Source organism: Bradyrhizobium sp. Mp19, from assembly GCF_029952935.1.
Lineage (GTDB): Bacteria > Pseudomonadota > Alphaproteobacteria > Rhizobiales > Xanthobacteraceae > Bradyrhizobium > Bradyrhizobium elkanii.
The window spans coordinates 77163-95775 of record NZ_JASAUT010000031.1 but is presented as its reverse complement, the minus strand read 5'-3'; the positions used below and the strand labels follow the sequence as shown (position 1 = coordinate 95775).

Below are 18613 nucleotides of genomic sequence, written 5' to 3'. Positions count from 1 at the left end.
TGCGCGGCAAGCTCAAACGCGCCGGATGGAACGATGCGTTCGTCTTCGAACTCCTCGGTCACATGCGATAGCCCTGCGCTTGCGGGGGAGGTCGCATCGCATCGAAGATGCGATGCGGGTGGGGGCTCTCTCCACCAAATGATTCGTGGAGAGAGCCCCCACCCCAGCCCTCCCCCGCAAGCGGGAGAGGGGGCGCACTGCCCTCGCGATAGCTAACGCGGCGTCAGCTCCTCGCGCAGCGCCGACAGGATGGTGAGATCGGCGGCATGCTTGCCGGCCTTGTCGGCCAGCGCAGGGTCGGCGCCATGCGTCAGCAGTGTCCTGGCAATCGCCGGATGATTGCCTTCGGCTGCGATCATCAGCGCCGTGCGGCCGCGCGCATCGCGGTCGTCGACCTTGGCGCCGCCTTCCAGCAGGTATGAGACGACCTCGAGCGCCTGCGCCTCCGGCACGGTCTCATCCGGCCCGGCCGCCCACATCAGGAGCGTCAGATCGTTGGTGTAGCGCGCATTGATGTCGATCTCGCGCGCGAGCAGCTGCTTGACGATGCCGAGCTGGCCGCCGGCCGCGGCATAGACGACCGGCGGCTTGCCGGTGTCGTCGGCCTTGCGGCCGTCGGCGCCGTGCGCCAGCAGCATGCGCACCACCATGTCCCTGCCGGCATAGGCGGCGGCCGCGACCGGGGAGGCGCCGCTGCGTCCGGTGAGATTGACGTCGGCGCCGCGGTCGATCAGCCGCTGCACGATCGCGACATGGCCGTGCTCGGCGGCAAAATACAGCGCGGTCGATCCCGCGAGGTTGCGCGCATCGACCGGCGCGCCGCGCGCCAGCAGCAGGTCGACCATGGCAAGATGGCCGGAGCGGGCGGCGTGGCTCAGCGGCCTTGCGCCCAGCCGGTCCCGCGCGTCGACGGAGGCGCCGTGATCGAGCAGCTCGGTGGCAAGGTTGATGCAATCGGCATTGGCGGCCGCAAACAGCGACAGCGAGATCTCGACCGCGCTGAGCTGGGCCTTGTCGGTTTCGTATTTGCGGATCAGCTCGCGGCACCGTGCCGGATCGGCCGCCGCGAGGCTGCCGTGCACGCTGCCGGCAACGATCAGCGCGGCGAGGGCGAGGCGGCGATACAAGACGTGTTCCTCCGTATGGCGGATCGAGCGTCGCATGATCCTCCGTCGCTGCCAAGCCGCGCGGCCGGGAAGGGCCCGCCGGCACCCGGCAGGCCATGCACTCGTCGCGGCGCCGCGGCCTTTCGCCATGCGTCCGAGCCGATGGACTTGCCGCATGCCGCGCGGCACGATGCGGGCGTCGACCATGCCTGCGCGAGTCCTTGCCCAAATGAGCGACGATCTGTGTCTGCTGTCTGCCGTTGAGCTTCGTGGGCGCATCGCCCGCAAGGAGGTTTCGCCTGTCGAGGTTACGCGCGCGGTGCTCGCCCGTGCCGAGCGGCTGCAACCCGAATTGAACTGCTTCATCACGCTGTGCGGCGATGCGGCGATGGCGCAGGCGAAAGCTGCCGAGCGGCAAATCACGGCCGGCGAGCCGCCCGGTCTGCTCCACGGCATCCCCTTCACCGTGAAGGACATCGTCAGCACCAAAGACGTCCGGACGACCTTCGGCGCGGTGCCGTACCGGGACAACGTGCCCGACAATGACGCCGTCGCGGTGGCCCGCCTCCGTGCCCAGGGCGGCATATTAATCGGCAAGACCACGACGCCGGAATTCGGCAGCAAGTGCCTGACCGACTCGCCGCTGTTCGGGCGGACGCGGAATGCATGGAGTGCCGAGCGGTCCAGTGGCGGCTCCAGCGGCGGCGCGGCGGTGGCCGTCGCGAGCGGCATCGCGCCGCTGGCGGTTGCGACCGATGGCGGCGGCTCCACCCGGATTCCCGCCGCCTGCAACGGCGTGGTCGGAATCAAGCAGAGCAATGGGGTGATCCCGCATAGCCAGGTGCAGGATGCTTTCGGCAACCAGACCTATGTCACACCGACCACGCGCACCGTTGCCGATACGGCGCTGATGATGCAGGCGATGGCGGGAGAGGATCCGTCGGACCCCTGGTCGATCGGGGTGCCGGTCCCCGACTATCTCGGGCTTGCCGCGCCGCGCGGCGACCTCAAGGGCCGACGGGTGCTGTTCTGCGTGTCGCCGCCGGGGCGCCCGGTCACATCAGATGTGGCTGCGGCGTTCAAGGCAAGCCTCGACCGTCTTTCGAGCCTTGGCGCCGAGCTCGAAGAGTTTTCCGGCGACGGCTTTGACATCGAGCCGATCTGGCGTGCGATCAATCACACCGTCTGGCGCACCCGCTTCGAGAAGCTCGCCGCCGATCATCCGGATGATCTCAGCGCAACCTTCCTGAAGCAGCTCGCGCTGGCGGCGCAGGTCAGCGGTGTCGACTACCAGCGGGCGATGTTCGAGCGCACCGCGCTGTTCCGCCGGGTGCAGTCGCTGTTCGCGCGCGGCGATCTCCTGGCGATGCCGACCTTGACCCGGTCGGCGTTGCCGATCGACCAGGACCTATTCGGCACGATCGAGATCGACGGCCGGAGTTTCGACAGCGTGCGGCCGCATTGGTTTCCCTGGACCATGCTGTTCAACATGACCGGGCATCCCGCCGTCAGCATCCCCGCAGGTTTCGGCCGCGACGGCCTGCCGATCGGACTGCACCTGGTCGGCCGCTTCCGGGCCGATGCCGAATTGTTGCGCGTTGCAGCGTTGTTCGAGGCGGCGAGCGACTTGCTTGGTCGCTGGCCGACCTGACGTTGTCGGAGACGCTGATCGCGGCGTCGCTGGTTCAGCCGCTCTGCCCGGTGCTCGCATTGGCGACGGCGCGCGCGACATTGGCGATCACCTCGTTGCACTTCTCCATGGGGGCACTTGCCCCGGTCAGGTAAACCGTCACCACGATCGGCTTGCGGCCTGGCGGCCAGAACACGCCGATGTCGTTGTAGGTGCCGCGCTCGCCGGTGCCGGTCTTGTCGGCGACCCGCCAGTCGCGGGGCACGCCGGCACGCAGCCGGGCGTCGCCGGTTTTGTTGGCGACCATCCAATCCGCCAGCTTCTGGCGCGAGACGGTCTGCAGAACGTTGCCGAGCACGACGCGCTGCAGGTTCTTCAGCATCGCCACCGGGCTCGTGGTGTCGCGCGGATCGCCTGATACCCCCTCGTTCAGCGCCAGCTCCCAGCGATCGAGCCGGCTCACATTGTCGCCGATGGTGCGGAAGAAGCCGGTCAGGCCGGCTGGCCCGCCGATCTCGCGGAGGATCATGTTGCCCGCAGTGTTGTCGCTCCTTGTGATGGCGGCCTCGCAAAGCTCGGCAAGCGTCATGCCCGAGGCGACGTGCTCCTTGGTGACGGGCGAGTTGGCCAAGATATCCTTGGCCTCGAACCGGATTTGCTGATCGAGGCTGGATTCGCCGCGGTCGCCCCGGTGCAGCACCGCAGCCGAGGCCAACGCCTTGAAGGTGCTGCACATCGGGAACCGCTCGTCGCCGCGCCGGCTCGCGCGCAATCCCGTCTCCATGTCGAGCGCGGCGACGCCGAGCCGGCCACTGGTTGCCAGCTCGATGCGCGCAAACTCCTGCTGCAGCCGCTGCGCCGGCTCGCCTTGTTCCGCGGCCGCGCCTGACCGTGGCAGGGTGCAGGACACCGCAAGGCCCAGCGCGCGCAATCCAAATGTCCGTCTCGTCAGCATGTCGAATCTCCCGTTGGCGGCGCGAACCTGCCGGGCGGCGTGACGGCGCACAAACAATCATTTATACAGCGAGACATGAGGAAAACTTGGTCATGACGCCGTGCGCCGGCATCTCCCGCTGAACGCGCTGCGCGCCTTCGAGGCCTCCGCGCGGCTGCTCAGCTTCACCCGCGCCGGGATGGAGCTGCGCGTGACGCAGACCGCGATCAGCCATCAGGTCAAGCAACTCGAGGATCTCCTGGGCACGAGCCTGTTCCGCCGGCTGCCGCGCGGGCTGGTGCTCACCGACGAAGGGCTGGCGCTGCTGCCGGTGCTGTCGGACGCGCTCGACCGGATCGGCGTCGCGATCGACCGCATCGAGGCCAAGGGCACGCGCGAGGTCGTGACCGTCGGCTGCGTCACGACGTTCGCGACCGGATGGCTCTTGCAACGGGTCGACCGCTTCAAGCGCGCGTATCCCTATATCGATTTGCGCCTGCTCACCAACAACAACCGCGTCGACATCGCGGGCGACGGGCTCGATCTCGCGCTGCGCTTCGGCGACGGCTCCTGGCACGGCACCGAGGCGATCCATCTGTTGTCCGCGCCGCTCTCGCCGGTGTGTTGCCCCGACGCGGCGGACCGGCTGCGCAAGCCGTCCGATCTCGCACAGGAGTTCTTGCTGCGGTCCTACCGCGCCGAGGAATGGCCGCTATGGTTTGCAGTCGCCGGCGCGCCGTGTCCGAAAATCCAGGGGCCGATCTTCGACAGTTCGGTCGCGATGGCCGAGGCCGCCGCGCGCGGCGTCGGCGTCAGGCTGGTGCCGATCGCGATGTTCGAAAATGAGCTGGCCTCCGGCCGGCTGCTGCGGCCGTTCGCGGCCGAGGTCCCGGCGGGATCCTATTGGTTGACCTGGCTGAAGTCGCGCGACGTGACGCCGGGCATGCGCGCGTTTCGTGACTGGCTGCTCGAGACGCTGCGGACGGAGGCGAGCGAGAGCGAGGAAGCGCAGGTGAAGGCGCCGGCCGCGCGGCCCAAGACGAAAGCCAAAGCAAAGACAAAGACTGCGAAGAGGCGGCGGCGGGCGAAGCTTTTTGCCCCGTCATCCTGAGGCGCGAGCGGAGCGAGCCTCGAAGGATGCACGGCCACCAGCGGGGCCGTCGACCCTTCGAGACGCGCTGCGCGCTCCTCAGGGTGACGGTGAAAGAGTGGTCGTGCCGACAGTTTGATCGTCGCAGGCGATCCACTCTACGCGAGATGGCACGCCACGGAATGCCCGTTCCTGCCTTCCAGCAGTTCCGGTGCGGTCTGCCGGCAGCGCTCTTCGGCGATCGGGCAGCGGGTGTGGAAGTGGCAGCCCCTGGGCGGATTCATCGGGCTCGGCACGTCGCCCTTCAGGCGGATGCGGTCGCGCTTCGCCTTGGGATCCGGCACCGGCACCGCCGAGAGCAGCGCCTTGGTGTAGGGGTGCTGCGGGTTGCGGTAGAGATCGCTGGCCTTGGCGAGCTCGACGATGCGGCCGAGATACATCACCGCGACGCGGTCGGAGATGTGCTCCACGACAGAGAGATCGTGGGCGACGAACAGATAGGTGAGGTTCAGCTCGGCCTGCAGATCCTCGAGCAGGTTGATGACCTGGGCCTGGATCGAGACGTCGAGCGCGGAGACCGGCTCGTCGCACACGATCAGCTTCGGCTCCAAGGTGAGCGCGCGGGCGATCGCGATGCGCTGGCGCTGGCCGCCGGAGAATTCGTGCGGGTAGCGGCGCATGTGTTCGGCCTTCAGCCCGACCTTGACCAACAGGCTCGCGACGCGGTCCTCGCGCTCGCTGGCCGAGGTCACGAGGTTGTGGATGATAAAGGGCTCGCCGAGGATCGCGCCGACGGTCATCCGCGGATTGAGCGAGGCGAACGGATCCTGGAACACGAGCTGCATGTTGCGCCGCATGGCGCGCAGATCGCCGCCGCCGAGGCCGGTGACGCTCCGGCCGTCGAACACGATTTCGCCCGAGGTCGGTTCGATCAGGCGCAGCACGCAGCGGCCGGTGGTCGACTTGCCGCAGCCGGATTCGCCGACGAGGCCGAGCGTCTCGCCGCGGTTGACCGAGAACGACACGCCGTCGACCGCATAGACCTGGCCGACCTCGCGCGAGAGCAGGCCGCCCAGCACCGGAAAGTGCTTCTTCAGATTGGAAACGCGCAGCAGCGGTTCGCTCATGACGCGTCTCCGAGGTGGCAGGCCATGCGATGGCCGGGTGCGATCTCGCGCAGCCGCGGCTCCTTTTCGGTGCAGATGCTCATGGCGTATTTGCAGCGGGCGGCAAAACGGCAGCCGGGCGGCGGGTTGATCAGGATCGGCACCGAGCCGCCGATTGCCTCCAGTCGGGTCTTGTGCGTGGCGTCGAGATCGATGCGCGGGATCGAGCGGATCAGGCCCTGGGTGTAGGGGTGGCCGGGATTGCCGAACAGTTCGTCGACCGGCGCCTCTTCCACCACCTTGCCGGCGTACATCACGACGACGCGCTGCGCGGTCTCGGCGACCACGCCCATCGCGTGCGTGATCAGCATCACCGCCATGCCGAAGCGTTCCTTCATGTCCTGCAACAGGTCGAGGATCTGCGCCTGGATGGTTACGTCGAGCGCGGTGGTCGGCTCGTCGGCGATCACGAGCTTGGGGCGGCAGGCCAGCGCCATCGCGATCATCACGCGCTGGCGCATGCCGCCGGAGAACTGGTGCGGATAATGATGCACGCGGCCCGCGGCGTTGGGGATCTGCACCAGCTTCAGCATCTCGATGGTGCGCTCGAGCGCCTGCTTCTTGGTCACCGCCTCGTGGCGGCGCAGGCTCTCGGCGATCTGCTCGCCGATGGTCAGCACCGGATTGAGCGAGGTCATCGGCTCCTGGAAGATGAAGCCGATCTCCTTGGCCCTGATGTCGTCGAGCTCATGGCTGGTCAATGGCACCAGGTCGCGGCCCTCGAAGATGATCTCGCCTTCGACGATCTTGCCCGGCGGCATCGCGATCAGCTTCAGGATCGACATCGCGGTGACGGTCTTGCCGCAGCCGGATTCGCCGACCACGCACAGCGTCTCGCCGCGGTTGATGCTGATGTCGACGCCGTCGACCGCCTGGAGGATGCCGTCGTCGGTGGTGAAATGGGTTTTCAGGCCCTTGATGTCGAGCAGCGCCATCAGATCACCTTGCGCGCGTCGAGCGCGTCGCGCAGCCCGTCGCCGATGAAGTTGATGGCGACGACCGCGATGAAGATCGCGCCGCCCGGAAACAGCGCCCAATGCGGGCCGATGTCGAGAAAGTCCTTGGCGTCATAGAGGATGCGGCCCCAGGTCGGGGTATCCGGCGGAAAGCCGAGGCCGAGAAACGACAGCGTCGATTCCGCGATGATGGCGGCGGCGACGTCGATCGTGCCGGCGATGATCACGGGTCCCAGCGCATTGGGCAGGATGTGGCGCACCACCTGCCGCACCGGGCTTGCGCCGAGCGCGCGCGCCGCCTCGACGAATTCCTTCTCGCGCAGCGACAGGAACTGGGCGCGCACCAGGCGCGCGACCGGCATCCAGCGCAAGCCGCCGATCACCAGCACGATCAGGATGAAGATGCCGCCCTCCGGGCCGAACATCGCCTTCAGCCCGTCGCGGAACAGATAGATCAGCATCAACAGCAGCGGCAGTTGCGGCAGCGACAGAAACAAGTCGGTCAGCCACATCAACGCGTAGCCGAGCGCGCCGCGCGACATGCCGGCGAGCGCGCCGATCAGCGTGCCGACGAACACCGAGACCAGCATCGCGGCGAGGCCGACCGCGAGCGAGATGCGCCCGCCATAGATCATGCGGGCGAGCAGGTCCTGGCCGAGATCGTCGGTGCCGAATGGATGCGCCAGCGACGGCCCCTGCAGGCCGGCCACGACGTCCATGTCGCTGATCGAGACGCGCCAGACGAACGGGCCGATCACGACGGCCGCGATCAGCAGCAGCAGCAGCACGGCGCTGACCACGGCCGGCCGGTGCCGGCGGTAGCGCCGCCAGGTTTCGCGCCAGGGCGAATAGCCGCGCCGCTCAGCGGAAGGAGATGCGAGGGTCAAGCCAGCCATAGAGGACATCTGCGATCAGGTTGAACAGCACCACGAGACACGCGAAGACGAAGGTCACGGCCATCACGACCGGCGTGTCATTGGCGAGGATGGAGGAAATCAGCAGCGAGCCGATGCCGGGAATCCGGAAGATCTGCTCGGTGACGATGGCGCCGCCGAACACGGCGGGCATTTGCAGCGCAATGAGCGTGACGACCGGGATCATCGCGTTGCGCATCACGTGCTTGACGATCACCTTGGCCTGCCCGAGTCCCTTGGCGCGGGCGGTGGTGACGTAGTCGAGCCGGATCACGTCGAGCATTGCCGAGCGCACGAAGCGGGTCATCGATGCCGCCTGGAACAGGCCAAGCACCATCACCGGCATGATCGCCTGCCGGATCATCTCCAGCAGCCAGCGAATGCCGCTGCCCGGTACGTCGGTGTAGACGAAGGGCAGCCAGTCCAGCTTCACCGAGAACACCAGGATGAACAGGATGCCGGTGAAGAAGGTCGGCAGCGAGAAGCCGATGAAGGCGAAGGTGTTGGCGAGCTGGTCGAAGATCGAGTAGGGCCGGGTGGCGGCATAGACGCCGACCGGAATCGCGATGAGCAGCGCCAGCAGCTGGGCCGAGCCGATCACGTAGAGCGTGGTCGGCAGCCGCTGCAGGATCAGGGTGTCGACATTGATCCGGCTGACAAAGGAGAAGCCCCAGTCGCCCTGCGCCATCGCCGCGAGCCAGTGCAGGTAGCGAAGATAGATCGGGTCGTCGAGGCCGAACTTGGCGCGCAGCGCGGCCTGCACCTCGGGCGGCACGTTCGGATTGGTCGCGAGCTCGCTGAACGGATCGCCCGGCGCGAGCGCCAGCACGACGAACAGCACGAGCGAGATTCCGAGCAGGCTCGGGATCGCGATCATCAGACGGCGCAGGATATATTGACTCATCGAGAGATCATCTAACTTACGCTCGCACCTTGAGCACGTTGATCTTGCTTCCAGTCGAAAGGCGAGCTTCACCTCGCGCCGCGTGCGGGGAGAGGTCGGAATTCAAGCGCACCTTGAATTCCGGGTGAGAGGGACTCTCCACGAACTCACCTTCCAACGCATTTGCGGATAGGGCCTCACCCCGCCCTCCAAGAGCGAGCTCCGCTCGTCTCGACCCCGTAAGAACGAGGAGAGGGAGAAGAGTGCCCGTTCGATTCCGAGCACGTCACGTCTCAGGTTTCACGATACCAGTCTTGCAGATTGTCGGTCTGGTTGGCCCAGCCGGAGAGCGCGGGCCGCACCGTGTTGGAGCAGGCTTCCACTGCGAGGCGGTGCATCACCGGGATCACCACCGTGTCCTGCCACATCAGATCGTTGCACTTGATGTAGAGCTCGGCCCGCTTGATCGGATCGGTCTCGGTATCGGCCGCCTCGATCGCGGCGTCGAAATCCTTGTTGACCCAACGCGGGAAGTTCTGCCCTTGCCACTTGTTCTCCTTGGTCGCGACATTGCGCGACAGATAGCGGCGCATGTGCAGGCCCGGGTCGGGTTGCGTCATCGGGATCTGGAACATCTCGATGTCGGCGTAGAACTTGGAATAGGTGTCGGGATTGGCGACGTCGGAGGAGAAGAACACCGAGGCCACCACCGACTTCAGCTCGACGTCGATGCCGGCCTTCTGGCAAGCCTGCTTGACGATCGCCTGGGTCTTCTGCCGCGGGCCGTTGATCGAGGTCTGGTACAGGAGCTTCAGCTTCTTGCCATCCTTCTCGCGGATGCCGTCGGAGCCGACCTTCCAGCCGGCCTGCTCGAGCAGCGCGCTCGCCTTCTCGACCGAGAACTCCCACTTGGTGTTCTTGGAAACGAACTCTTCGGGGCCGTTGAGATAATTGGCGGTGGCGCGGCCGGCGCGGCCGTAGATCACCTTCTTGACGGAGTCGCGGTCGACCAGCAGCGCCAGCGCTTTGCGCACCGCGGGATCCGACAGGATCGGATGCTTGGTCTTGATCGACGAGCGTTCGCCGTCGACCTCGGTGTTCGGGTCGGTGAAGTTGATGGCGATGAATTCGATGTCGCCGCCGACGGCATAGAGCGTCTTGCCCTTGCCGCCCTTTTCCAGCCGCAGCAGCACCTCGTCCTCGACCTGGATGTTCCAGGCGAAATCATATTCGCCGGTCTGGATCACCGCGCGCGCCGCCGACACCGCATCGCCGCCGCCCTTCATCTCGATCGTGTCGAAATAGGGCCGGTTCGGCATGTGGTAATCGGGATTGATCTCGCCGCGCACCAGATCGCCCGGCTTGAACTCGACGAATTTGTAGGGGCTGGTGCCGACCGGCTTCAGATTGTTCGGCGCCTCGCGCGACTTGCTGCCCTTGTATTCGGCGAACAAATGCTTCGGGATGATGCAACCATAGGCGCCGACGAACGCGTTGGCCCAGAACGGCGTCGGATCCTTGAACTTGATGCGGACCGTGAGGTCGTCGACCTTCTCCACGGTCATGCCGGAATAGGTGCCGCTCGAGACCGCTGCCGTCGCGGGGTCGGTGGCATATTCCCAGTTGAACACGACGTCGTCGGCGGTGAAGGGCTTGCCGTCATGCCATTTGACGCCGGGCTTGAGTTTCCAGACCACGGTCTTGGCATCTTTGGAAAGTCCGCCGTTTTGGATCGAGGGGATTTCGGCGGCGAGGATCGGGTTGAGATGGCCGTCGACGTCCCAGCTTGCCAGCGGTTCGTAGAACAGCCGCGAGCCGTCCTGGTCCTTGGTGCCGGTGGCGAAGTGCGGATTGAGCAGGGTCGGGCCCTGCCACCACAACAGCTTCAGCGGACCGCCGCCGCCGCGCTTGGTCGGCTTGTAGGGATTCGGGCTCTGCGCCATCGCGACGCCGCCGATCGCAAGGATCTGGTTGGCCATCGGCGCGGTGAGGCCGACGGCAATCATTCGCTTGACGAAGGCGCGGCGATCCATCCGCCCGTCCTTCACCTCGTCGATCATGCCTCGCAGATTCTTCTCGAACATTGTCCCCTCGGTCCGGCTCAATTGGTTATTGCGGCGGGCCGTGGAACCGGCCGCCGTGTTGGCGGCAGGATGGCACACCGAATGACCGCGAAGGTCAACGCCTCCCGCCCGTCAGCGCCTAGGTCTTTTGGCTATCGCTTGTGCAGAACCTCCCCTCGCCGCACATCGGTTCAGCAGATCGGCGCCAAAAGCGCGCCCTTGCGCGCCTCGCAGTGCGGAAAATTTGTTCGTTATCCTTTGTTCCGAGATGCTTTTTTGCCACGCAGGCCGGAGTTCGCATCTGAAGCCCGAGCTATCGCATATGCGCTCGATCCCTCCACAAACTCGTCATGCCCGGCCTTGTACCGGGCATCCACGTCGCCGTTTCCGCGTGAGAAAGACGTGGATGGCCGGGACAAGCCCGGCCATGACGATGTGGATATGCGATTGCTTGATCCGGAGAGCAGGTCCGGCCCACTCTCAATGCGGCTCTTAGGCGATCGACATGTCCAACGGCGGTGCAACATTCGTCGGCAGCGGACTGACATAGGGCGTTCTTGTGGTCCGCTTCTTGAGGTCGGCCTTGGCGGCCGCGATCAGCTCCGGCTCCATCAGCGCCTTGACGCCGAGGCCGGCCATCGCCTTGGCGGCCTGCACCATCGCCTTGTGGGCGGCCGGCGTCTTGCCCTGTGCCACAACCTGCCAGGTGTGGAACGGCGTGCCGATTGCAACCGTCGGTGCATGGACCTGCACGGTCGGCACCACCCAGCTGACGTCGCCGACGTCGGTCGAGCCGATCAGCGGATTGCGCTTGGCGTCGATCGGCACCAGGAAATCGGCGAGCGGCCGGTCGGTCGGCTCCATGCCGATCGCGTAATAGACCGAGGCGATGTCCTTGTCGGTCAGGGTCGCGCGGATCTTGCCGGCGAAATCCTTATCGGCATCGTCGAAATGCGGCGGGCCGAGCTCTTCCATGATCCGGTGCAGCGTCTGTTCCAGCGGCGTGTTGGGCAGGATGTTCGAGACGGCGGAGATGATCTTCATCTCCACCTTGGTCTCGGTCATCAGCGCCGCGCCCTGCGCGATCTTGTGCACGCGCTCGACCAGCTCGTTCATGCCGGGCAGGTCGCGGGCGCGGATCGAATAGCGCACGCGGGCATGGGCCTGCACCACGTTGGGCGCGATACCGCCGGTGTCGAGCAGCGCGTAATGCACGCGGGCGTCGCTCGGCATGTGCTCGCGCATGTAGTTGACGCCGACATTCATCAATTCCACCGCATCGAGCGCGCTGCGGCCGAGATGCGGCGAGGCCGCCGCATGCGAGGTGCGCCCGGTGAAGATGAAGTCGGCGCGGGTATTGGCGAGCGACGGTGTCACCGCCACCTCCCAGAAACTGTGCGGATGCCAGGTGATGGCGATGTCGGAGTCCTCGAACGCGCCACAGCGCACCATGAAGGCCTTTGCCGCGCCGCCTTCCTCGGCGGGACAGCCGTAATAGCGCACGCGGCCCGGCACCTTGTTGGCGGCGAGCCAGTCCTTCACCGCGGTCGCGGCGAGCAGCGCGGAGGAGCCGAGCAGATTGTGGCCGCAGCCATGGCCGTGGCCGCCGCTCTCGACCGGGCGATGTTCGGCGATTCCGGCCTCCTGGCTGAGGCCGGGCAGGGCGTCATATTCGCCGAGGAAGGCGATCACCGGGCCGCCTTCGCCCCATTCGCCCATCACCGCGGTCGGGATGTCGGCGAGGTTCTCGGTGATGCGAAAACCCTGATGGCGCAGTTCGGCCAGATGTTCGGCGGATGAGCGCGCCTCGGTGTAGCAGACCTCCGGCATCGCCCAGACCCGGTCGCTCAATTCGATGAAACGCGGCTTGATCGCGTCGACGCCGCGCCAAACATCACTACGGTTGTCCATTTGCTCCGATCCCTTAACTCGCTAGAGCATGATCCGGAAAAGTGTGAAGCGGTTTTCCGAAAGGATCATGCTCAGACAATGAGCCAAAGCGCGATGATCTCATCGCGCCTTGGGCAATCCGAAGCGCAAAAGGCTAGCAGCTTGGCGTGAGCGCGACTAGGGCGCCTGCTCGCAGACCCGATCCGCGACTTGAGGTTATGTCTTCCGGCTTGGTTTCAACAGCGGATGTCGCCAACATGTCCAATTGTGTCCGCCCAAGGGTTCAACAGCGGAAGTTGCGAAACCGATTCACGCATAGTACTCATGCCGCAATGCCCGTTGAAGTAGAGAGGGCCGCAAGAGGGGAAGTGATATGCATCGGATACTCGCCGTGGTCAGTATCGCGATCTTCACCTTGGTAATGACGGGTTTCGCACGCGCAGAGAAGATCTACTATCTTCACGACCCTGGCGGCAACACCGCCGCGCACATCTACAAGTACCGGCAAGTCAATGCGGAGTATGATCGCGTGGTGATCGATGGTCGCTGCAAGTCTTCTTGCACGACGGTCCTGGGGACCGTTCCCCTCAACAAGATCTGCATTACCCCGAGCGGCTACTTCATGTTTCACGCTGCACATCACGGCGACCGCAGCATGAACCCCGGCGAGACCCAGCTGATGATGTCGGCCTATGCGCCCGAGGTTCGCGACTGGGTGATGCGGCACCATGCGCTCGAACAGGTGGACCCTTACACGTACCTGTACGCCAGGGATGTAAGGTTCATCCGCCACTGTAGCCGATAGCCCAAGCCAGCCGTCCCTCATCCCGCGCTGAGCCGCTCCAGGCCTTTCCAGTCGAAGGCGATGCCGTGCCCCGGGCGATCCGGTGCCATCGCCATACCTTGCTCCAGAACCAGCGGATGCTCGATATAGCGATCGAGGCCGAAGCCGTGCGCCTCGAGATACGACCGGTTCGGGCACGCCGCCAGCAGATGCACGGTGATGTCATGCGCGCCATGACTGGTGACCGGAATATTGAAAGCCTCGGCGAGGCGGGCGATCTTCATGAAGCTGGTCACGCCGCCGCAATTGGTGACGTCGGGCTCGGCGTAGGACAGCGCGCCGCCGGCGATATAGGGCTTGAACTCCCACAGGCTGCGCAGGTTCTCGCCGGCTGCGATCGGCACGCCGCCGGCTTGCAGGATGCGCGCGTGTCCCGCGACGTCGTCCGGAATGGTCGGCTCCTCGAGCCAGGTCAGGTCGAACGGTTGCAGGGCGCGCGCGGCGCGGATCGCTTCCTCGACGGTCCATTTCATGTTGGCGTCGGCCATCAGCGGAAACTCGTCGCCGAGATGGCCGCGCATCGCCTTCACGCGCGCCACGTCGGACGCAAGGCTCGGCCGGCCGACTTTCATCTTGATGGCGCGAAAGCCCTTGGCGAGATTGTCGTCGGTCTGCTTCAGCAAACCATCCAGCGGCAGATCAAGATCGATGCCGCCGGCATAGCAGGGCACGCGGCGGTCGAAGCCGCCGAGCAGCCGCCACAGCGGAAGCGATGCCCGCCGCGCCTTGAGGTCCCACAACGCGATGTCGAGCGCGGACAGCGCCAGCACTGCCGGCCCGCCGCGGCCGCCATAATGCAGCGCCCACCACACCTTGTGCCAAAGCTGCTCGGTGTCGTCGGCCTCCATCCCGCGCGCGATCTCGCCGATTTCGCGGCCCAGGATATCGGCGACGGCGCCGCCATTGCGGCCGACCGTGTAGGTGTAGCCGGTGCCTTCCGCGCCGTCGGCATCGCGGGCGCGGATCGTGACGAGCTCGAACGCCTTGATCTCGCCATGCGTGCTGTCGCTGAGCACCACCGGGAGCGGGATCTTGTAGAATCCGATGCTGAAGTCCTTGAGGATGGCCACGCCGGAACTCCTTGTCATGGACGAATGCAATGCGCGGCGCACGATCCCAGAAGCGCCTGTCGGCCGCAACCTTGCGCCTGCGAATGTCTGCCTTGAGCGATCAGTCTGCCTTCCTCTATGATGTGGCTCGCGAGGACGTGGTCCGACCATGGATGATGCAATTCCGTCTCTGTTGCCGAGAACTTCGGGCCACCAGTTCGTGATCTATGCCGATGCCTGCTCGGGCGTTCCGGGCGCGCTGCATGAGCGCACCTTCGCGTCGGTGAACGACGTGGTGCGCCGGCTGCATCCTGCGCCCGAATTCATTCTGTTCCCCGGCGACGAAATCATCGGCCTCACCGCCGATGCAGACGCGCTGCGCGCGCAATGGCGGCATTGGTTCGAGGTCGAGATGTCCTGGCTCGACCGGCGCGTGGTGCCGCTGTGGCACACGACCGGCAACCACACCACCTATGACGAGATGAGCGAGGCGGTGTTCCGCGAGGTGCTGCAGCTGCCGAGCAACGGCCCGCCCGGTCAGGATGGGCTGTCCTACTGGGTTCGCCGCGACGATCTCCTGATGGTGTTCGTGCACACGCTCTGGAGCGGCCTCGGCGGCGAGGGGCATGTCGAGACCGACTGGCTGCAAGCGGTCCTCGCACAGCACGAGGACGCCAGGCACAAGCTGGTGCTGGGCCATCATCCCGTGTACGCCATCAACGGCTACAGCGGCAGCTATCAGCGCGAGATCGGCCACGAATATCGCGAGCGGTTCTGGGATATCCTCGTCCGCGCCGATGTCACCGCCTATCTGTGCAGCCACATTCTCGCCTTCGACGTCCAGGTTCATCGCAGTGTGCTGCAGGTCTGCACGGCGGGTGCGGGCACCGCGCACCGGATGCCCGAAGGCGTCGAGTATCTGCATTGCGTGCAAGCCGCGCTCGATCAGGATGGGTTTCGCTATCAGGTGCTCGATACCGAAGGTGTGGTGCGCGAGCAGCTCACATGGCCGCTACCATCGCTGGACCAGGCCGCGTGGTCGCCGCTGCCGCGCGGGACCAGCCCTGCACCGCTGTCGGGGACATTGGCGCCTGCGACGGTCATCGCGTTGAAACTGTCGGGCCGCACCGCCGCGGCAACTGCCGCGCCACAAACGCTGCTCTGCACGCCCGCGCCCGGCGTGATCGCACCGCTCTGGCTGGGCTTGCGCGGACCGAACCAGACGCTCACCTTGATCCTTGGACGTGAGCGTGGACGCAGTCCCTATTACTGGATCGGTCCCGATCTCGGCGCCAACAGCGATTTCGACCTCGACATCGCCTTCTACCCGGACATGGGACCGGGCGGCGTGCTGTGGCGACGCAGCGGTGACACGCGCTGGACATCGTGGGCGGCGATATCGGCAACGGGGCTTGAGCGGTTCACATGGCCGGCGGTCTGGAACGTCGGGTGCGGCGAGGGTGGGCCGGATGACAAGCGCTATGCCGGACCACGGCTCGGGATCGCTATTTCCGTCATCGCATTGTAGTCAGTCGCGCCCGGATCGACGCGCTGGACGTCGACGCCGCGGTTGAGCGGGCTTCGACGCCCGCATTGCGGTCGCATTGGCTCCAATGAATGGCCACGGAAAAATCAGACGCCGGCCAAACTTCGCGCGTAGGTTTTATCGCTTGCTGACTCGGATAAGGACTCGGAAAGGAATCGATCATGCGCAATCTCACTGCATTCGTCACTGTTGCCGCGCTCGCCCTCGGAACGCCCGCCTTGGTGCAAGCGCAAGGCGCACAACCCAAGGCGCCGCCGCAGGCATCTGATCAGTCCACTGTCATCCGGAGCATAGAGGTCGTGGACATCAAGGACCTCAAGCCCGAGATGCGATCGAAGGTCGAGGATGCCATCGCAAAGACAAAGGAGGACGACATCCAGTCGCTTCGGAAGTCGATTGACGCGACGCCGCAGGCGGTCTCCGCGCTCAAGGCCAAGGGCCTGACTTCGTCGCAGGTCGTCGCTATCAACATCGCCGATGGCGTCCTGACGATGTTCGCCAAAACAGCCTGACAGGGTTCGAATGTCGGCTTCGGTGGTTGGACCTCCCCGCGACCATCGATGCCAACACCTCCCGCAGCCGGTGCTGCGGGAGTTTTCATTTCTCATAGGCGTGGCACGTCCAATGGACTTTCACCGGGGAGAGTGATCAGTCAGGCTCGTTGGGCCTGGTACGTTCCGCGCGTTTCAATTCGCGATCGATCAGCGTGCAGACGCGCCGCCGCGCCAGCAGGTCGAGCCGCGCGCGCGTGGTGCCTTGCTTGGTCTTGCCGTTGATGTCGAACGACCAACCCCAGAGGTCGGGTTCGATGTTGGTGAGTGTGTATTGAATGTCCCGATGACGACCGATCAGCTTCTTCATGCCGTTTCTTCTTGTTGGCTGAAGATTGCATAGCCAGATCGTGAAGGCGTCTGTATCCGGTCGAATACTGAGCCGGGTGCCCGCAGGGCGGAATTTTCCAAATCACTGATTTAGGGTCGCTGTGCAGTGGCTGCGTGCAACTGACGAGTGCGCATGAAGATTCGCCGTCGTCCTGGCGAAGGCCAGGACCCATTACCCCAAGTGCGCATTGTTGCGCGACGCTGGGGCCACGATCTCGTTCACGATCAAAATGCGGTGGTTATGGGTCCTGGCGCCAGGACGACAATGATGAGTCCCGACTGCAATATCTGCCGCGGCGTATGGGTCCCTGCTTTCGCAGGGACGACGGGTGGAGAGATCTCAGCTCAGCGTCACTACAACAGCAATCCCACCCCTCACAAATTTATCACCCCGCGCCGCGCGGCATGGGCGACGGCGTCGGTGCGGCCGGTGGCGTCGAGCTTGTCGAGCAGGGAGCCGACATGAAACTTGGCGGTGTGGACGGAAATTCCGAGCCGCTGTGCGATCATCTTGTTGGATGCGCCTTCGGCCAGCAGCGCCAGCACGTCGAGCTCGCGCGGCGTCAGCTCGAAGTCGCCGGCGCCCGCGGCCTCGCGGTTGCGTGCGACGACCGCCGCCGTGGCCTGTTCGCCCGGCGCAGCGAGCCGCAGGCCGGCGACGCTGCCGAGCAGGGTCGCCAGCCGATCGGCGAGGACGGCGTCGTCGACCTCGAGCGCGATGACGATGTCGTTGGCCGGCTCACCGCTCACGTCTCGGGCCTCTCGCCGACCGTCACCTTGAAGTTCAGCGGCTCGCCGCCGCGATGCACGGTGAGCTCGACCTCCGTGCCGACGCTCTGCGGTCCGAGGCCGCGCGACAGCGCCCGCACGCCGGACAGCTTCTCGCCATTCACGGCAATGATCACGTCGCCCTGCCGGACGCCGGCCGCGGCCGAGGGGCCGGCCTTGTCGACGTTCATCACCATCGCGCCGAGGCCGTCGTCGAGCCGGACCGGCTGCAATCCGACGCCAAGATATCCGCGCGCGATGCGGCCGCTCTTCTCGAGCTGTGTTGCGACCCGCTCGATGGTCGTAGCCGGGATCGTCAGCACGCGGCGCGGGCCGAGCACGGCCATGCCGAACGGCTCGCCCGCGGCGTTCAGCGCGAGGCCACCCTGCTGGCTGTGCCGCAGCCGGACGTCGAGCTCGATCCGTGCATCGATTTCGCCGCCGCGCAGGCTGCGCCAGGCCGGACCCGACAGCGCGACCATGCCGAGCCGCGCGGTCGGCGCGCCGCGGTCGGCGGCGACGATCACCGCGAGCGATCCCAGCGCGGGGCTCCCGGTCGAGAGCTTGACGGGGGCGGCGTCGCCATCGACGCGCAGCAGCGCGATGTCGGTGGTGTGGTCGCGTCCGACGACGGTCGCGGGCCCGCGGCTGCCGTCGGCGAACTGGATCTCGATCTCGCCCTCGTCGGCCAGCGCTTCGTCGGCAGTGACGACGAGGCCCGCCTTCCAGACAAAGCCGGAGGCGCGTGCGCGATGCGAATGCACGGAGACGATTGCGGGCGCGGCGCGCGCAATGGTCTCCGCAAGGGCTGACGACAGCGAGGACAGGATATTCGGTTCGGTCATGGGAAACTCCGTTGGCTTCCCTCAATCTGGGATGTCGCGGCTGACGGC

Annotated in this window: 17 protein-coding genes; 5 read left to right on the top strand and 12 right to left on the bottom strand. The window is 65.8% G+C overall.

Translation table 11 applies throughout. The features are described from left to right. Nucleotides 1-212: 212 nt before the first annotated feature. Nucleotides 213-1127: an ankyrin repeat domain-containing protein gene (locus QJT82_RS28765; RefSeq protein ID WP_196238200.1), complete on the bottom strand. Its 915-nt coding sequence runs from the start codon at nt 1125-1127 to the stop codon at nt 213-215. Between the two features lie 208 nt (nt 1128-1335). Here QJT82_RS28765 and QJT82_RS28760 point away from each other — a divergent pair, with 208 nt between their 5' ends. Beyond that, on the top strand, nt 1336-2757 hold the full coding sequence (locus QJT82_RS28760; protein WP_028342549.1) for an amidase: 1422 nt from the start codon (nt 1336-1338) through the stop codon (nt 2755-2757). Between the two features lie 34 nt (nt 2758-2791). Here QJT82_RS28760 and bla read toward each other — a convergent pair whose 3' ends face one another. After that, nucleotides 2792-3691 carry a class A beta-lactamase gene (gene bla / locus QJT82_RS28755; RefSeq protein ID WP_063607103.1) on the bottom strand — a complete coding sequence of 300 codons (900 nt, stop codon included), beginning with the start codon at nt 3689-3691 and terminating at the stop codon, nt 2792-2794. 100 nt (nt 3692-3791) lie between these two features. Between bla and QJT82_RS28750 the strand changes: the two genes are divergently transcribed. After that, entirely contained in the window at nt 3792-4781 is a 990-nt protein-coding gene (locus tag QJT82_RS28750; protein ID WP_028342547.1) for a LysR family transcriptional regulator, read from the top strand. Between the two features lie 137 nt (nt 4782-4918). Here the strand turns inward: QJT82_RS28750 and QJT82_RS28745 are convergent, their stop codons facing one another. The 6 genes from QJT82_RS28745 to QJT82_RS28720 all read right to left on the bottom strand — a co-directional run bounded on the left by QJT82_RS28745 (nt 4919) and on the right by QJT82_RS28720 (nt 12653). After that, nucleotides 4919-5887, bottom strand: a complete 969-nt coding sequence (locus QJT82_RS28745; protein WP_028342546.1) for a dipeptide ABC transporter ATP-binding protein — start codon at nt 5885-5887, stop codon at nt 4919-4921. Further along, the gene (locus QJT82_RS28740) at nt 5884-6864 is read right to left on the bottom strand and encodes an ABC transporter ATP-binding protein (RefSeq protein WP_155258632.1); all 981 of its coding nucleotides are present in this window, start codon (nt 6862-6864) and stop codon (nt 5884-5886) included. Before QJT82_RS28740 ends, QJT82_RS28745 begins: the two co-directional genes overlap by 4 nt. Next, nucleotides 6861-7778, bottom strand: coding sequence for an ABC transporter permease (locus QJT82_RS28735; protein ID WP_028334911.1), 918 nt, complete (start codon nt 7776-7778; stop codon nt 6861-6863). The genes QJT82_RS28740 and QJT82_RS28735 overlap by 4 nt, the downstream gene beginning before the upstream one ends. Further along, nucleotides 7744-8700, bottom strand: coding sequence for an ABC transporter permease (locus tag QJT82_RS28730; protein ID WP_028342544.1), 957 nt, complete (start codon nt 8698-8700; stop codon nt 7744-7746). The genes QJT82_RS28735 and QJT82_RS28730 overlap by 35 nt, the downstream gene beginning before the upstream one ends. A 272-nt stretch (nt 8701-8972) precedes the next feature. Further along, entirely contained in the window at nt 8973-10763 is a 1791-nt protein-coding gene (locus QJT82_RS28725; protein WP_028342543.1) for a peptide ABC transporter substrate-binding protein, read from the bottom strand. Between the two features lie 471 nt (nt 10764-11234). Next, on the bottom strand, nt 11235-12653 hold the full coding sequence (locus QJT82_RS28720; RefSeq protein ID WP_028342542.1) for a M20 family metallopeptidase: 1419 nt from the start codon (nt 12651-12653) through the stop codon (nt 11235-11237). A gap of 352 nt (nt 12654-13005) precedes the next feature. On the opposite strand from QJT82_RS28720, the gene QJT82_RS28715 reads away from it, so the two are divergent. Further along, on the top strand, nt 13006-13437 hold the full coding sequence (locus QJT82_RS28715; RefSeq protein WP_028342541.1) for a hypothetical protein: 432 nt from the start codon (nt 13006-13008) through the stop codon (nt 13435-13437). Between the two features lie 17 nt (nt 13438-13454). Here QJT82_RS28715 and QJT82_RS28710 read toward each other — a convergent pair whose 3' ends face one another. Further along, entirely contained in the window at nt 13455-14546 is a 1092-nt protein-coding gene (locus QJT82_RS28710; RefSeq protein WP_028342540.1) for a mandelate racemase/muconate lactonizing enzyme family protein, read from the bottom strand. A 148-nt stretch (nt 14547-14694) separates the two neighbouring features. Between QJT82_RS28710 and QJT82_RS28705 the strand changes: the two genes are divergently transcribed. Further along, nucleotides 14695-16053 (top strand): metallophosphoesterase, encoded by a 1359-nt coding sequence (locus QJT82_RS28705; RefSeq protein ID WP_028342539.1) that lies wholly within the window; start codon nt 14695-14697, stop codon nt 16051-16053. 179 nt (nt 16054-16232) lie between these two features. Further along, on the top strand, nt 16233-16583 hold the full coding sequence (locus tag QJT82_RS28700) for a hypothetical protein (protein ID WP_028342538.1): 351 nt from the start codon (nt 16233-16235) through the stop codon (nt 16581-16583). 136 nt (nt 16584-16719) lie between these two features. On the opposite strand, the gene QJT82_RS28695 is transcribed toward QJT82_RS28700, so the two are convergent. The 3 genes from QJT82_RS28695 to QJT82_RS28685 form a co-directional block, all read right to left on the bottom strand. Further along, on the bottom strand, nt 16720-16932 hold the full coding sequence (locus QJT82_RS28695) for a hypothetical protein (protein WP_028342537.1): 213 nt from the start codon (nt 16930-16932) through the stop codon (nt 16720-16722). Between the two features lie 395 nt (nt 16933-17327). Next, nucleotides 17328-17702: a LuxR C-terminal-related transcriptional regulator gene (locus QJT82_RS28690; protein WP_028342536.1), complete on the bottom strand. Its 375-nt coding sequence runs from the start codon at nt 17700-17702 to the stop codon at nt 17328-17330. After that, on the bottom strand, nt 17699-18565 hold the full coding sequence (locus tag QJT82_RS28685) for a S1C family serine protease (RefSeq protein ID WP_028342535.1): 867 nt from the start codon (nt 18563-18565) through the stop codon (nt 17699-17701). Before QJT82_RS28685 ends, QJT82_RS28690 begins: the two co-directional genes overlap by 4 nt. Between the last annotated feature and the right edge of the window lie 48 nt (nt 18566-18613).

Bases quoted from the DNA above. Each gene is read 5' to 3' on its own strand.
- QJT82_RS28760 (WP_028342549.1), top strand. From the start codon at position 1,336: ATGAGCGACGATCTGTGTCTGCTGTCTGCCGTTGAGCTTCGTGGGCGC.
- bla (WP_063607103.1), bottom strand. From the start codon at position 3,691: ATGCTGACGAGACGGACATTTGGATTGCGCGCGCTGGGCCTTGCGGTG.
- QJT82_RS28745 (WP_028342546.1), bottom strand. From the start codon at position 5,887: ATGAGCGAACCGCTGCTGCGCGTTTCCAATCTGAAGAAGCACTTTCCG.
- QJT82_RS28735 (WP_028334911.1), bottom strand. From the start codon at position 7,778: ATGGCTGGCTTGACCCTCGCATCTCCTTCCGCTGAGCGGCGCGGCTAT.
- QJT82_RS28730 (WP_028342544.1), bottom strand. From the start codon at position 8,700: ATGAGTCAATATATCCTGCGCCGTCTGATGATCGCGATCCCGAGCCTG.
- QJT82_RS28725 (WP_028342543.1), bottom strand. From the start codon at position 10,763: ATGTTCGAGAAGAATCTGCGAGGCATGATCGACGAGGTGAAGGACGGG.
- QJT82_RS28720 (WP_028342542.1), bottom strand. From the start codon at position 12,653: ATGGACAACCGTAGTGATGTTTGGCGCGGCGTCGACGCGATCAAGCCG.
- QJT82_RS28715 (WP_028342541.1), top strand. From the start codon at position 13,006: ATGCATCGGATACTCGCCGTGGTCAGTATCGCGATCTTCACCTTGGTA.
- QJT82_RS28705 (WP_028342539.1), top strand. From the start codon at position 14,695: ATGGATGATGCAATTCCGTCTCTGTTGCCGAGAACTTCGGGCCACCAG.
- QJT82_RS28700 (WP_028342538.1), top strand. From the start codon at position 16,233: ATGCGCAATCTCACTGCATTCGTCACTGTTGCCGCGCTCGCCCTCGGA.
- QJT82_RS28695 (WP_028342537.1), bottom strand. From the start codon at position 16,932: ATGAAGAAGCTGATCGGTCGTCATCGGGACATTCAATACACACTCACC.
- QJT82_RS28685 (WP_028342535.1), bottom strand. From the start codon at position 18,565: ATGACCGAACCGAATATCCTGTCCTCGCTGTCGTCAGCCCTTGCGGAG.